The sequence below is a fragment of the Prevotella sp. AM42-24 genome, from assembly GCF_003461825.1.
GTDB lineage: Bacteria > Bacteroidota > Bacteroidia > Bacteroidales > Bacteroidaceae > Prevotella > Prevotella hominis.
Genome location: NZ_QTXV01000006.1, coordinates 92,074 through 106,437, shown reverse-complemented (window position 1 = coordinate 106,437; position 14,364 = coordinate 92,074). Strand labels below are relative to the sequence as shown.

The 14,364-nt window shown below is 42.0% G+C and carries 12 protein-coding genes; 8 read left to right on the top strand and 4 right to left on the bottom strand.

Annotated elements, in window-relative coordinates; all coding sequences use genetic code 11:
- Window positions 1-121: 121 nt before the first annotated feature.
- The 4 genes from DW917_RS03660 to DW917_RS03645 all read left to right on the top strand — a co-directional run bounded on the left by DW917_RS03660 (window position 122) and on the right by DW917_RS03645 (window position 5,604).
- Window positions 122-3,382 (top strand): SusC/RagA family TonB-linked outer membrane protein, encoded by a 3,261-nt coding sequence (locus tag DW917_RS03660; protein ID WP_233524621.1) that lies wholly within the window; start codon window positions 122-124, stop codon window positions 3,380-3,382.
- A 19-nt stretch (window positions 3,383-3,401) separates the two neighbouring features.
- Window positions 3,402-4,916 carry a SusD/RagB family nutrient-binding outer membrane lipoprotein gene (locus tag DW917_RS03655; RefSeq protein ID WP_118116585.1) on the top strand — a complete coding sequence of 505 codons (1,515 nt, stop codon included), beginning with the start codon at window positions 3,402-3,404 and terminating at the stop codon, window positions 4,914-4,916.
- Window positions 4,917-5,094: 178 nt separating this feature from the next.
- Window positions 5,095-5,331: a DUF4160 domain-containing protein gene (locus tag DW917_RS03650; RefSeq protein WP_118116583.1), complete on the top strand. Its 237-nt coding sequence runs from the start codon at window positions 5,095-5,097 to the stop codon at window positions 5,329-5,331.
- A gap of 6 nt (window positions 5,332-5,337) precedes the next feature.
- On the top strand, window positions 5,338-5,604 hold the full coding sequence (locus DW917_RS03645) for a DUF2442 domain-containing protein (protein WP_118116581.1): 267 nt from the start codon (window positions 5,338-5,340) through the stop codon (window positions 5,602-5,604).
- A 369-nt stretch (window positions 5,605-5,973) separates the two neighbouring features.
- Here the strand turns inward: DW917_RS03645 and DW917_RS03640 are convergent, their stop codons facing one another.
- Complete coding sequence (locus DW917_RS03640; RefSeq protein WP_118116579.1) at window positions 5,974-6,633, bottom strand: Abi family protein; 660 nt, start codon at window positions 6,631-6,633, stop codon at window positions 5,974-5,976.
- Window positions 6,634-6,955: 322 nt separating this feature from the next.
- Here DW917_RS03640 and DW917_RS17160 point away from each other — a divergent pair, with 322 nt between their 5' ends.
- The 3 genes from DW917_RS17160 to DW917_RS03630 all read left to right on the top strand — a co-directional run bounded on the left by DW917_RS17160 (window position 6,956) and on the right by DW917_RS03630 (window position 10,094).
- On the top strand, window positions 6,956-7,093 hold the full coding sequence (locus DW917_RS17160; RefSeq protein ID WP_158570066.1) for a hypothetical protein: 138 nt from the start codon (window positions 6,956-6,958) through the stop codon (window positions 7,091-7,093).
- 111 nt (window positions 7,094-7,204) lie between these two features.
- The gene (locus tag DW917_RS03635) at window positions 7,205-8,695 is read left to right on the top strand and encodes an ATP-binding protein (RefSeq protein WP_118116577.1); all 1,491 of its coding nucleotides are present in this window, start codon (window positions 7,205-7,207) and stop codon (window positions 8,693-8,695) included.
- Window positions 8,696-8,894: 199 nt separating this feature from the next.
- Window positions 8,895-10,094, top strand: coding sequence for an SGNH/GDSL hydrolase family protein (locus DW917_RS03630; protein WP_118116575.1), 1,200 nt, complete (start codon window positions 8,895-8,897; stop codon window positions 10,092-10,094).
- A gap of 132 nt (window positions 10,095-10,226) precedes the next feature.
- On the opposite strand, the gene xpt is transcribed toward DW917_RS03630, so the two are convergent.
- Entirely contained in the window at window positions 10,227-10,793 is a 567-nt protein-coding gene (xpt, locus tag DW917_RS03625; protein ID WP_022111220.1) for a xanthine phosphoribosyltransferase, read from the bottom strand.
- Between the two features lie 95 nt (window positions 10,794-10,888).
- Window positions 10,889-12,193: a nucleobase:cation symporter-2 family protein gene (locus DW917_RS03620; RefSeq protein WP_118116573.1), complete on the bottom strand. Its 1,305-nt coding sequence runs from the start codon at window positions 12,191-12,193 to the stop codon at window positions 10,889-10,891.
- Between the two features lie 180 nt (window positions 12,194-12,373).
- Here DW917_RS03620 and DW917_RS03615 point away from each other — a divergent pair, with 180 nt between their 5' ends.
- Complete coding sequence (locus DW917_RS03615) at window positions 12,374-13,363, top strand: YqiA/YcfP family alpha/beta fold hydrolase (protein WP_022111222.1); 990 nt, start codon at window positions 12,374-12,376, stop codon at window positions 13,361-13,363.
- 197 nt (window positions 13,364-13,560) lie between these two features.
- Here the strand turns inward: DW917_RS03615 and DW917_RS03610 are convergent, their stop codons facing one another.
- Window positions 13,561-14,028 carry a nucleoside deaminase gene (locus DW917_RS03610; RefSeq protein WP_118116571.1) on the bottom strand — a complete coding sequence of 156 codons (468 nt, stop codon included), beginning with the start codon at window positions 14,026-14,028 and terminating at the stop codon, window positions 13,561-13,563.
- Between the last annotated feature and the right edge of the window lie 336 nt (window positions 14,029-14,364).

The following is a 14,364-nucleotide window of genomic DNA, read 5'->3' as shown; positions in this document are numbered from 1 at the left end:
CCACCTCGGGACAAGAGGTAGAGAAAGCATTCTTAGGTATCTCCCTCAATGGGGAGCACCTCGTGACATATAGAGAAAGAAATACATTATATATTAATTTTTTTTAAAGAGAGAGAGATTTATGGAAAAAAGACTCATGACAGTAGCCGCAGCCATTGCCGTTAGTACAAGCATGGCGTTTGCGCAAACTTCCATCTCGGGTACCGTTGTCTCAAACGATGATGAAGAACCAATTATCGGTGCTTCTATCCGAATTGATGGTACAAAGACTGGTACTGTTACCGACATTAACGGTAACTTCTCCTTGATTGTTCCTAACAAGAACAGCAGTTTGGTTATTAGCTATCTTGGTATGAAGACCGTTACTGTAAAGGCAGTAAATGGTATGAAAGTTGTTTTGCTTTCAGATTCAAAAAATCTTGATGATGTAGTTGTTACCGCACAGGGATTGAAGCGTCAGAAACGTTCTTTGGGTTACGCCACTCAGGAAATTAAATCTTCTGATTTAACTTCTGTTGGTCAGCAAGGACTCAACAACGCCTTGGCTGGTAAAGTTGCTGGTGCCCGTTTCGTTGGTGGCTCTGGTGCAAAATTCGACGAAGGAAAAATTGTGCTCCGTGGTACAACCTCTCTGTCATCAGACAATGGAACATCTGCTGGAGCTGCAGCAGGTTCAAGTCCTATTTATGTAGTAGATGGCGTTATCACAGAGGCTGCCGCTGTCAACATGAATGATGTTGCCAGTGTCAATGTGCTGAAAGGTCCTGCTGCTACTGCGTTGTATGGTGTACGTGGTGGCAATGGTGCTGTTATCATTACAACCAATAACGCTAAGGAAGGTGAGGCTCATCAGCAAATTAATATCAGTAATACTCTGACTTGGACTACAGCTTACAACCACGCAAAATTGCAGAAAGAATATGGTGGTGGTGCATATGGAGCTGATGGTGAATTGGATGTCTATCATTGGAAAGAAGGTGATCCGGAATCCTACAAACAACTTGATGGTAAGAAGTATTACGACTACGCAGATGACTGCTCTTGGGGACCTCGTTTTGATTCTAATATCAAATATCTGCCTGCTATTGCATGGGATGAAACAAGTCCATATTTTGGTCAGGAAGATACTTGGACAAGTCATCTTGATATGAATGATTTGTTCCAGACTGGTGTTGCAGATAACACCAATGTATCTTTTGAACGTTCTGGTAAAGACTTCTCTTCACGCATTTCGTTGTCTAACATGAACATAAAAGGCGTAAATCCTAACAGTGGTGCTATTCGTAGATATGCCAATATCAAAACTGCTTTCACACCATTGAAGAACTTACGTGTTTCTTTCGATTATAAATATACTTATAAGAAGAATCATAATGCTGCAACTGAAGGTTATGGTACCGAAAGTAACAACCCATACTCAGACCTTCTTCAGTGGGGACAAACCAATGTAAACTTGAAGCAGTATAAGAATTATACTCGTCCAGACGGCACTTTCCGTACTTGGAATATAAAAGATTATAATGATTTTACTCCAGCATTCCACGATAGTCCGTATGCAGTGTACAATGAAATAAACAACACGAACACAAGGGAATTCCATGTACTTGCTGGTGATATCGAGTATTCTTTGCCATACAACATCAAAGTAGGTTTCAAGACGACAGCCAACCTTTATAATTTCTATCAGCTCTATAATCGTGCTGGTTTGACAGGACAAACTGATATTCATAAGCAGTGGCAGCGCAAGTCATACGATGTTTATAATCAGGGGCGCATCACTTGGGATGACAAGTTTGTCAATGATCGTTTGTCTGCTCAGGCTGCCATCTTCATCGAAAACCGCAACTACCACTATGAGGGTATGGATGTATTCACTCGCGACGGCTTGTTGTTACCAGGTTTATTCCGTACAACTAATTCATATGGTCTGTCTGGTGGTGATGATGCTTCTACTGATGCAACAACCAATGAAGTTGGCGATTATGACAAGGCTTATACAAGACGAGAAAAGGCACAGAGCCTCTTCGGTACTGTAACTTTGGGTTGGGATGACACTTACTTTGTAGATGCATCTCTTCGTAACGATTGGAACTCAACACTTCCTACAGATAACAATAGCTATCTTTATGGTGGTCTTTCTGTTGCAGCTGTAGCCAGCAACTGGTTTAAGCAGGCAAAATGGCTTGACTACTGGAAACTTCGTGCATCATTTGCTCAAGTAGGTTCTGCTTTGACACCATATCGTTTGTCTACAGTTTACAACTTTGGATATCGTTATGGTTCTACAGCTTCAATGTATGGTAATCCACAGTTGATTGATAAAAATATCAAGCCAACCATCACAACATCTTATGAGATTGGTACGGAATTCAGCGTCTTGGGTAACCGCTTGTGGGGTGATATCAACTACTATAGCCGTGACACCAAAAACCAGATTATCAGTACTACAGTAGGTCCTGCTTCTGGTTATTCTTCTCGATTGATGAATGCAGGTTTGATTCGCAACCGTGGTTATGAAATATCTCTGGGTGGTAAGCCTATCAAGACTAAAAATTATGAATGGACTATTGAGGCCAACATTGCTCATAATGAGAACAAATTGGTAGAATTGGCTCCTGGTATGACAAGATACACTCTCGATGGTATGTCTTTCTTCTCTTATCTGTATAGCTATGCAGAGGTTGGCAAACCAATGGGTGCCCTCTATGTAACACGTAGCTGGCAGACCAATGAGAATGGCGATATTATCTTGAAGAAGAATAAAGCAGGCAACTTGATGCCTCAGATAGATAAAACTACAGAGAAGTATATTGGCAATATGCAGCCTAAGCTTACTGGTGGTTTCTCTACTGCAGTACGTGTATATGACTTTACATTGCGTGCATCTTGCGATTTCCGTGTAGGTGGTAAGTTCGCTTCTGTCACCAACATGTGGTTGGAAGGTTCTGGTCTCGGTTCTGCAACAGCTGGTACCAACGACCGTGGTGGTGAGATTCGTGGTGATATCTCTGAGAATGGTGGTGTAAGAGTAGATGGTGTTGTTGCCAATGAAGATGGTACATATAGCCCTGCAACCACATACGTAGAAGCCAACACTTACTTCCAGGGATTGAAGTCAACTCTTTGGGAGCCATACGTATATGATGGTAGTTATATTAAAATGCGTGAATTGTCTTTGACATATAATATGCCTAAGACTCTTTTGAACCAATTACATATCGGTTTGCAATCCGCAAGTATCGCATTTGTTGCTACAGATCCATTCTTGCTTTATAGCAAAGTGAAGAACGTAGATCCATCTGAAACAGATGGTACTTTGTTTGAACAAGGTCAGGCTGTTTCTACTCGTTCATGGGGCTTCACTGTAAACTTAACTTTCTAATCGTATAAAGGATAAATATATGAAATCAATTATATTAAAGACTGCTCTTGCTTTTGTTGCTGGAGCTTCATTAGTAAGTTGTGGCGACTTTGGAGATATCAATGATAATCCTAATAAGCCAACATCTGCATATACAAGTTATTTATTTTCTAATGTAACCCGTCATACTCCATATATTTGGAATGACGAGCGCTATTCTAGTAATAGAAGTGATACCTATTACAACCCAGTATATCTGATTTATCCACAATATATTGCAGAGCGTCAGAATGTTCAGTATGGTACAATGAACCTCTTTACAGGTAGTACAATGGACACGTACCGTTACGTATTGAAAAATTTAAAGAACATCATTGATATGAACACCAATGATGCCACAAAGAATGAAGTTTGCGTATCTTCTTTTGGTAGCAATGCCAATCAGATTGGAGTAGCTCGTACTTTGATGGGGTATTTCTATCTCCACATGACAGATATATTTGGTATGATTCCATATTTAGAGGCATTGCAAGGTGAGGCTAACTTGACACCAAAGTTGGATACACAAGAGGAAATCTACAAAGGCGTAATTGCAGATATGAAAGAAGCATACGACCAGATGGATGCCTCAAGTAATCTGAACGCTACATACGATAAGATTTATGGTGGAAATATTGCAAAGTGGAAGAAAATGAACGCTACAGTTCGTATGCTTGCAGCCATCAAGTTGTCGGATGTTGATCCTACAAATGGTAAGCAATGGTTTGTTGAGGCTTATAATGATGGTGCCATCGAAGATAACGCGGACAATTTTGTATATAAGTATTATGCCAATACCGACAATGAGAATCCATTATATACAAACATTGTCACAGGTGCTCGTAAAGACTTTGCTCCAAATAAGGCTTTTGTTGATTCTTTGAATGTTGTAAATGACCCACGTCGTGCGGTATATTTCACAAAAAATGCCAATGGTGAATACAAAGGAATTCCTTTAGGAATCAAACAGGCAGATGTCTCTAATTACAACAAGGACAATTCAGACTTTGCTCCTGCCATGCAGGCACAGGATGCGCCATTGACTATGTATTCTGCAGCGCGAGTTCTTTTAGTCGAGGCAGAAGCTGCTGTAAGAGGTTGGATTAGTGCTGATGCAAAGAATTTATATGAAAAGGCTGTTGCTGCTTCATTTACAGCCAAAGGTCTTACTTACACTGATGATGTTCTTCAGAACTACTTGGCACAAGATGGTGTTAAATTCCAGGGTACAGACGAAAACAAAATTATGCTGATTGCTAAACAGCGTTGGATCAACGGCTATTTCGAAGATGGTGTAGAGGCTTGGTCTGATTGGCGTCGTCTTGACTTCCCTGTTATTGTAACCGGTTCTTATTCCAAAGAACTTAACATCAATCATGTTCCTTATCGTATGCCTTACGGTTCTTCGGACCGTAGTGCAACTCCTGCACAGTACGAAGCTGCTGATAAAATTCAAGGTGCAGACAGCCCAAATACCAGAGTATGGTGGGATGTCAAAGACAATAGAGAAGAGTAATTTTATCCAAAGGAAAAGTTTTTAAATCACATATATTAATACAGGTGTATCCTTTTTGCTCCTCATCGAGCATTCAGGATACACCTTTTTTCTTTCCTCCTTTCTCCATCATAAAGTTTTCCTGTCATTTCTTTGCAGCTTTCAGAAGAAAAGCGTATCTTTGCAAAAAAAAGAAACGATGCCAACAATATTTATATTTTTCGGATTCAGATTCATGTTTTATTCTAATGATCATGAACCAATTCATGTCCATGTTATCAAGGATGGAAATGAAACAAAATACAATGTATCTCCTCTAACCCAGATTTATAATCATGGATTCAAAAAACATGATATTGCTTTGATAGAATCTATTATTTCTGAGAATGAGGCGGTCATTATAGATAGATGGAAAGAGTATTTTAATCAAAAATAAGATATTATGGAGCAATATAGAGTAAATCGCGTTTGGGTTGACGATGCCCATATTTGGGCAGAAACCCAAAATGGCTGGAAGGCTAACTATCCTTTCAGTCGTTGGAACCGTCTTGCTAACGCCACTCCTGCCCAGCGTAAGGCTTTCGTATTGAGTAGATATGGTATTCATTGGCCTGAATTAAACGAAGATTTATGCTTTGAAGGACTGTTCGCAGATGCTGGTATATACAAACCGTCAAATGCAGAAGATACTATTTATTATCAAGCATAATAAAAGGATTTTTTGCAACAGAAGGATAAGTGAATCATTCGTGAATTCGTAAAAGACAACTATCAGGAAATGTTCTTGAAATGGTCGGAAATGAGCAATAATGGCTTTTATCGTGGAGAATAATTTAATAAAAGGTGTATCCTTATTGCTCCTCATCGAGCATTCAGGATACACCTTTATTCTTTTTATCTCTCTCACCCTCAAGCATTTTTCAATAATTCCTTGCTTCTTTCAGAAGAAAAGCGTATCTTTGCAGAAGAAAAGCTGCACTCGGCAAGCTGAAAGTAAACTCTCATTGCGCTCGCTGGCATAATTTTTGCAGAAGAAGCGATACTCTCTAATCATGGAGATATGTTTTTAGATATGGCTTTACCAATTCATAATTTTACGTATATCCAAGCTAACAGAACTAAATCTGTCAAACTGAGACAACCAAGTTGGTACCTCCTTATTCATCCATCCCATAACATTCATCATTTCATCGTGTATCATCTCAACTTCATCGAGATTCCAACAAATAGCTTCATTATGATCTATCCTATTGCGCAAGCGACGGAATTTGTTTAAGAAGCTAGCAACTACCTTTCTTTGCCGATTAGCTTTCTTCACAAAAGGGAAAGCTCTCCTTAAGTCTTTCCAAAGGATACGTTCGTAGTTTCTATTAAAAAGGGAGGTCCAAAAGCCCCAGGTCAATTCTGCTGTAATCTTTGCTGTGGTTATATCTTCTCCTCGTGCAGCAATTTGTTTCTTAGCTGTGCTTATATATTTATTCAGTTCCATCAGGCCTGGAGTTGTAGAGAAAACGACATACCAATCTTCTCTTTTGGCAAATGCCACAAGTTCCCGAACTACGGAATTACGGAGTTCTACCTCAAAGACAGAAAGACATGGGTACATAGCTTCGGAAAGCATTATGTTACATTGATAATGCTTAATTGCCTTTACTTCATCCCCAGGATAGAGCAAGAAATATTTCTTCATTCTATCTGTCGAGAAAACTTTTTCGAAAAAATCTTTGGTATATTCCATTTTTATTCTTATCTTTGCAGCGCAGTCCCGGTAAGGCCCTCTCCCAGATTATTCGATGCTGGTGATGACCCCGGGTTTTTTGTTTTTGCAAAAGTACATAAATATTTTGATAGTGACAACAAAAAAGCCTTTTTTCTTTGCTTTTCTTTTTATTTCCCTCATCCTCAATCATTTTTCAATAATTCTTTGCATCTTTCAGAAGGAAAGCGTATCTTTGCAGAAGAAAAGCTGCACTCGGCAAGCTGAAAGTAAACTCTCATTGCGCTCGCTGGCATAATCTTTGCAGCACGAATGTTGAATCATTAAAACAAGGAGGTAGAATATGGACAAAAAGAAAAATGAAAACTTCTTTCTGAAACTTATTAAGATTAAGAAGGAGATTCGTGATTGTGTACAAAATGGAGGAGACCTGAAAGATGTAGAGAAAAACTATGGTATCAGATTCTCTAAACCCCTATAGCATTAAAAGATGACTGACCTGCTGAAGATTGAATCAAGAAACACATCGTAAGTGAGTATGACGCATTTCTTCGGGAGGAAATGAAGAAGACAAAGAAACAAAAAGGCGACTATGAACATAGAGGAACTTGAAAGGCTTATAGCCAACGATGAAAACGTACATTTGGAGTTGAAAAAAACTACAGGTGAGTTGAAGGATGGTATGCACACTGCCTGTGCATTCCTCAATGGTGCTGGCGGTTGGCTGGTGTTCGGTGTAGCCCCTAAGTCTCTTAAAATTCTCGGACAGGAGGTTACGGATAATACACAAAGAGAGATAGCCCAAGCGTTGAGTGGTCTCGAACCTGCAGTTTCGATTGACATTCAATACATTGACGTGCCCGATAGACTAGGCTGTCAAGTCATAGCAATGTATTTCGAAGCATTCGTTTGGGGAACGGCACCTTATACCTATCATGGTAGCCCATATTATAAGGTTGAAAGTACCACGAAGCTGATGCCTCGCAATATGTTTGAGGAACGGCTGCGTGCCAACAAACCAAACTATTATGCCTGGGAGAGACAGTCGGCTGATGACATAACCATTGATGATATGGACGAGAAACTCATCAGGGGAGCTATACGGCTCGGCGTGGAGAAGAACCGCATGCCAGCCACAGCTTTGACAGAGCCTCTTTCGGATGTACTCAGAAAGCTTGAACTAATGAACGATGGCGTTCCCAATAACGCTGCTGCCGCCCTGTTTTCCACCAAATTAAGGGGCTACACGCAGATGCAGCTGCGTTTGGCTCGTTTCCGCGGAATCAATAAGATAGAGTTCATCGACAACCAAAGGGTGGAAGGAAATTTCTTCCAACTGCTTGATGCCGGTATGGCTTTCTTCTTGAAACACCTGAACATGAGTGGCAAAATTGTTGGCTTCCGTCGTGAGGAAAATATGGAGGTGCCAGCCGAAGCGTTGAGGGAAGCCCTTACAAACAGCCTTTGTCATAGGCAGTTCGAGAAGTACAACCTTACGCCAAGTATTGCCATATATGATGACCGCATAGAGATTGAGAATCCTGGTGTATTGCCGCCACAACTCAACACAGAAACAATCAAACAGTCACACAGTTCCTATCCATACAATCCCATCATGGCGGAAGTGCTTTACCGCACCACTTTCCTTGAAAGTTGGGGGTCTGGCGCATTCCGTATCATGGAGGCTTGCAAGGCACAGAATGCCCCAGAACCGAAGTGGAGCATCAACGGTGGCTTCATTTGCGTGACATTCGTGCGGCCTGTAACCGATCCGATGAAGACTCCTGTGGGGATGCAACTGGGATTAAATTTGAACCAAGTACGAACCAAGTACGAACCAAGTACGAACCAAGTTAAAGATTTAATTCTAGCTGTTTCTGAAGATTATTTATCAACAGGGGAAATGATGAAAACTTGTGGATTAAAGAGCCGACTGAGATTTAGGACAACCTATATTTTGCCAGCCCTCGACGAAGGGGCTATAGAGCGTAAATATCCTGATATCCCAAACCATCCTCGCCAACAATACAGGTTGACAGAACAGGCCATAGAATGGAAACGTGGACAAAAGAAAAGTTTATAGACTTTTTGGCCTTATTGAAGAAAGCGCAATCACGAATTGTGATTTTGAACGCAGGGCAATGAAAAATAAACAATGCTGAATAATTTAAAATAAGGAGGCAGAATATGACAGAGCTAAGAGATAGATACATAAGATTTGACTGGGTCGGTGCTGAAAAATGCATCGCCCCTTTTTATATATCACATATTATAAGAGAAGAATGAAAAGAATTATTGCATTTTTTATTTTCCTCTGCGCTATAACAATCAATGCTACGGCACAGGGATGGATAGGCACATGGGCTACTGCCCCACAAACCGTCGTGAAGAGCTTCATGCCCTATAATAACAATATGTCCAACCGCTCCGTGAGACAGGTGGTCAAGGTGAGCATCGGAGGCGATATGATTCGTCTGAAACTGAGCAATATCTATAGTACCGAACCGGTTGTCATCCGTTCTATCTATATTGCCCATGCCAAAGACTCTTTCGCCATCGACCCCAAGAGTGCGAAATATCTCAAATTCAGCAATCAATACAAGGTTACGATTCCAGCAGGCAAAAGCATCACAAGCGACGCCCTGCCCTATGACCTCAAGCCTCTCCAGCGACTTGCCATCACCATCAACTATACTTCCGCCCCAACAGTCCCTACCGTCCACATGGGTTCCCGCACCACCTCTTATATCATGAAAGGTGTAACCAATGCTCACTCCAACTTCGAGAAGGCTTTCCGAGAGAACCACTGGTACAACATCAGCGGCATCGACATATATACAATGAGGACTGACCTCAGCAGCATCGCCATCATAGGCAATTCCATTACCGACGGAAAATGCTCTACCGACAATGCCCAGAACCGTTGGCCAGACGTCATGTCGGAAATGCTCCAACTGAAATATAAAATTACCAACCAAGGCGTACTCAACTTGGGCATTGGCAACAACCGTGTGGTGGTGCCAGGAGGATTCGGTGCTTTGGCAAAGGAAAGATTCGACAAAGATGTATTGGCTCAGGCAGGAGTGAAAAAAGTCATTATCTTTGAAGGAATAAATGATATAGGTGCCGCCAAAAGCGGATATAGCGAAACCGTAGCACGTCAACTCATCGAGAGCTATCAGGCAATGATCAAGAAGGCAAAGGCACGCCGATTAAAAGTCTATTTGGGCACGATCACCCCTTTCAAGGGAGCAGGATATTACTCTCCCTTCCATGAAGCAGCACGTCAAACCGTGAACGAATGGATTCGCAACCAAGCCAAGAACAAAGAGGTGGATGGAATCCTCGACTTTGCCAAACTTCTTCAGGACCCGAAGGATGACAGACGCATGAAAAAAGAATATGTGAGCAACGACTGGCTCCACCCGAATCCAACAGGCTATAAAGCGATGGGAACCTACGCTGCCGAAATCATCAAATAACGAAGTTAACTTCAAAGCACATCGAAGTTAACTTCATAAGCAAATGCAATAGGCTTCATAAGCAAATGCAGTAGTACTTCATCTGCCAACGAAGTACTACTGCATTTTTATGTATATCTAATTGAAAGATGATTACTTCAAAACAATCTTGCAATCATCCAGGCTCTCTACGGTAGCGAGCGCTTCATAACGCATACCTTCCTTACGCAGGAAATCACCACCATGCTGGAATGCCTTCTCGATGATGAAGCCCATTGCCTCAATCGTGGCACCAGCCTTCTCGCAGAGATCCATCACACCCTTGGAAGCATTACCATTGGCAAGGAAGTCGTCGATGAAGATAACATGATCATCAGGAGTCAGATAACTGTCACTTACACATACCGTATAGTCACAGTCTTTGGTGAAAGAGTGAACCACCGAGGTAATCATACCTTCCATCGTCTTTGGCTTCTTTTTCTTTACGAAGACTACAGGAAGATGGGTCAGGTAACCCACCATAATGGCAGGAGCAATACCCGAAGCCTCGATTGTGACAATCTTGTTGTACTTGATGTCCTTGAAGAGTCTGACAAACTCCTTCGCCAAGTCCATCATCAAGATAGGATCCATCTGATGGTTCACAAAGCTATCCACCTTCAGGATTCCTCCAGGAAAGCATCTGCCTTCCTGCATAATTCTTTCTTTCAGTAAATCCATTATTCTGATTTGAAATTGATATGATTGATGATTAACAGCCATCATTCCCATTCCTGCTCTATTCCACCGGATAAGAAAATGATGACCTGTCTTTTTTATTTTTCCAAATTCTTAGGCAATACAAGATTCAGAATAACTGCGAGCAGGAACACTACAGCCACACAGTTGTCTGCAAATACGGTACGTACAATCTCAGGGAAGATATTAAACATACCCGTTGCCTGAGTGAAACCGAGACCCACACTGAGCGAGAGGCTCACAATCACCATATTGCGCTGGGAGAAACCCGTACGTGCCATCATGCCGAAACCTGCAAAGAGGATGCTACCGAACATCATGATAGTACATCCACCTAATACAGCCTGCGGAATGGTTGTAAGAACATAACCGATAGCAGGGAATACACCACCGATAATCATGATGATGGCACCCATGGCAATTGTGAAGCGATTGACCACGCCCGACATGGCAGCCAAACCTACGTTCTGGCTGAAAGATGTAATAGGAGTACATCCGAAAAGACCAGAAACCGAACTTACAAAACCATCACAGCAGACAGCCGCACCCATCTCCTTGGTATTAGGATCACGCTTCAGGGCACTATTGCAAAGCGCTGACGTATCACCGATGGTCTCTGTAGCAGAAACCAGATATACAGCCACAACAGAAAGGATGGCACCAATATTAAACTCTGGAGTAAAAGGCAGAATACGAGGCAAGGCGATGATAGAAAGATTGGTAAGACCACTATAGTCTATCATACCCATAAAACAAGCAAGGATATAACCCACTATCAAACCTACGAGCACAGAAAGAGAGCGAAGGAATCCCTTGGCAAAAATCTGACAGAGAAGACAAGCCAATAAGGTGACAGAACCCACAATCCAGTTGTTCATGCTACCGAAATCCGCAGCACCCTGACCTCCGGCAAAAGAATTGGCACCCACAGGAAGAAGTGAAAAACCAATGGCTGTAACCACCGTAGCGGCTACTACAGGAGGAATCAGTTTGATCCAATACTTGGCAAAAAGTCCGAGTGTACCTTCCACGAGACCACCGATGATGACCGCTCCGATGAGCGTACCCATTCCATGGGCAGCAGCAATGCTGATGGCAAGAGAAAGGAAGGTGAAGGAGATACCCATCACGATAGGGAGGCGTGAACCGATGCGCCATACCGGATAAAGCTGTACCAAAGTACCAATACCGGCGATAACCATACAGTTCTGGATAAGAACGGCGCTGATAGAGCTGTCCAACCCGACAGCACCGGCAAGAATCATAATTGGCGCAATGTTACTTACAAACATTGCCAACACATGCTGAAGACCAAATGGGAGTGCTTTACCGACGGGCACCCTACCGTCAAGTTTGTAGAGATTTTCTATTGACTGTTTCATGTCGTATGTTATTATATTTCGATAAAAATCTAATAGAATTTCCGAAAAGAACCTCTTGGAGTCCAAAAAGATGGCGCAAAAGTACAAAGAAAAACTGAGAAAGTGAAATTTCTCTCCCATTTATTTTGATTTGTCTGCAAATAGATGTACTTTTGCAGGGCAATTAAAAATTCAAAGACAATGGAAAATCCATATATCAAGCAATTCCCCGACCTCATGTCGGGCAAGAAAATCATGTATGTTCACGGTTTCCTCTCTTCCGGACAGAGCGGAACTGTAAAGATGCTTCAGGATCTCATGCCCAATGCTACCTTCGTGGCTGAAGACATACCCGTACATCCGGAAGAAGGTATGGAAATGCTCCTCAAGTTGCAAGAAACAGAGAAACCCGACCTGATTATCGGTACCTCCATGGGCGGTATGTACACAGAAATGCTGAAAGGTACCGACCGCATCCTCGTAAACCCAGCTTTCGAAATGGGCAATACCATGAGCAGTATGACCGGTAAACAGGAATTTCAGAATCCACGAAAGGATGGTGTCAACGAACTGATGGTGACCAAGGGACTCATCAAGGAATACCGTGACATTACCGAACGATGCTTTCAGAATATCACTCCAGAGGAACAGGCAAGGGTATATGGTCTCTTCGGAGACAAGGACCCATTAGTGCATACCTTCGACCTCTTCCATGAGCATTATCCCAATGCCATCCGCTTCCATGGCGAGCACCGCCTCATCGACAAGGTAGCCTTCCACTATCTCTGTCCGGTCATCCGCTGGATAGATGACAAGCAAAACGGGAAGGAACGCCCTATCGTATATATCGATTTCGACGCTTTGCACGACAGTTACTGGAAAGCCACAAGCAGTATGCACAAGGCCTACGAGATGCTCATCGAATACTACAATGTATATATCGTAGCCTCAGCACCTACCAACGACCATGAGTATATGGCGAAGGTACAGACCTGGGTGGAGGAATATCTTTCTACCCCAGCCTACAACCATATTCTCTTCACCAATCAGAAGAATCTGCTCTATGGTGACTACTTCATTGACCCACATCCTGCAGAGGATTTCATGGGAACAACGATCGAATATGGCAGCGATGAATTCAAGACATTCGAGGAGATTGTCACCTTTTTTGACAGATTAGGAGGACAATAACAAAGAGGGAGCCAAACGGTACCCTTACCCCACTTTCATTTTTCCCTGCCCAGGAAAAAATTCTTCCCTGCCCAAGGAGAAATTTCCAACTGCCTATCGCGTTATTTTTCCATCGGCAGATAACTATACGAACGAGGCTCTGATGTCAATTCATTTCATCAGAGCCTCGTTTAGTTTTTAGCTTTATTCTAAAAGCTTTAGTATTCCGTCTTAGCCGTATTCTCTTCCCACATACGGAAAGCCCCCAACGCCTCATCTCTCATCAGCGCAATCATCGGCTTGTGACGGTCTTCTATCTTGCGGTCTATTTCCTCATAGATAAACTCATCGTCAAAACCAATCTTGGCTGCATCCTTTCGGTCGTTGGCATAATAGATACGATCAAGATGTGACCAATAGATGGCACCTAAGCACATCGGACAAGGTTCGCAGGAGGTATAGATTTCACAACCCTCCAGATTGAAGGTTTTCAGTTTGAAGCAAGCCTGTCGTACGCAGTTTACCTCTGCATGAGCTGTAGGATCCTTGTCAATCGTCACACTATTGGAAGCCTCAGCAATGATGATTCCATCCTTGGCAATGACAGCTCCAAAAGGACCGCCACCGTTTCTTACGCTATTTTCTGAGAGCTCAATGGCTCTGTGCATCAATTCTTCTTTTGTCATAATCTAAGTCTTTATACCTTATTATATAATATAGAGGGCTACAAATTTACGAAATATTCTTGAATCCGCAAGGTTTTCTGCATTATTTTTATTACTTTGCAGCCAAATAGGATTCTTATCGGAATTTTAAGAAAGAATCAGAAAAGTGCTGTTTTAGGGCATCATTTTTATAGGAAAAGTGTAATTTTCCTGCATCAAAATCAGAAGAAAAGTGCAATTTCTTTCTAGAAAATCAGCGAAAAGCAAGAAATTTTAATCGTTTTCGCTGATTTTCTAAGTAGTTTCCTTGACATTTTCCTAAAAAAAACGTACCTTTGCAACCAACATTACAAAACT

What these genes read in the sequence shown, in the direction of transcription:
- DW917_RS03660 (WP_233524621.1), top strand. Translation starts at nt 122, where the DNA reads ATGGAAAAAAGACTCATGACAGTAGCCGCAGCCATTGCCGTTAGTACA.
- DW917_RS03655 (WP_118116585.1), top strand. Translation starts at nt 3,402, where the DNA reads ATGAAATCAATTATATTAAAGACTGCTCTTGCTTTTGTTGCTGGAGCT.
- DW917_RS03650 (WP_118116583.1), top strand. Translation starts at nt 5,095, where the DNA reads ATGCCAACAATATTTATATTTTTCGGATTCAGATTCATGTTTTATTCT.
- DW917_RS03645 (WP_118116581.1), top strand. Translation starts at nt 5,338, where the DNA reads ATGGAGCAATATAGAGTAAATCGCGTTTGGGTTGACGATGCCCATATT.
- DW917_RS03640 (WP_118116579.1), bottom strand. Translation starts at nt 6,633, where the DNA reads ATGGAATATACCAAAGATTTTTTCGAAAAAGTTTTCTCGACAGATAGA.
- DW917_RS17160 (WP_158570066.1), top strand. Translation starts at nt 6,956, where the DNA reads ATGGACAAAAAGAAAAATGAAAACTTCTTTCTGAAACTTATTAAGATT.
- DW917_RS03635 (WP_118116577.1), top strand. Translation starts at nt 7,205, where the DNA reads ATGAACATAGAGGAACTTGAAAGGCTTATAGCCAACGATGAAAACGTA.
- DW917_RS03630 (WP_118116575.1), top strand. Translation starts at nt 8,895, where the DNA reads ATGAAAAGAATTATTGCATTTTTTATTTTCCTCTGCGCTATAACAATC.
- xpt (WP_022111220.1), bottom strand. Translation starts at nt 10,793, where the DNA reads ATGGATTTACTGAAAGAAAGAATTATGCAGGAAGGCAGATGCTTTCCT.
- DW917_RS03620 (WP_118116573.1), bottom strand. Translation starts at nt 12,193, where the DNA reads ATGAAACAGTCAATAGAAAATCTCTACAAACTTGACGGTAGGGTGCCC.
- DW917_RS03615 (WP_022111222.1), top strand. Translation starts at nt 12,374, where the DNA reads ATGGAAAATCCATATATCAAGCAATTCCCCGACCTCATGTCGGGCAAG.
- DW917_RS03610 (WP_118116571.1), bottom strand. Translation starts at nt 14,028, where the DNA reads ATGACAAAAGAAGAATTGATGCACAGAGCCATTGAGCTCTCAGAAAAT.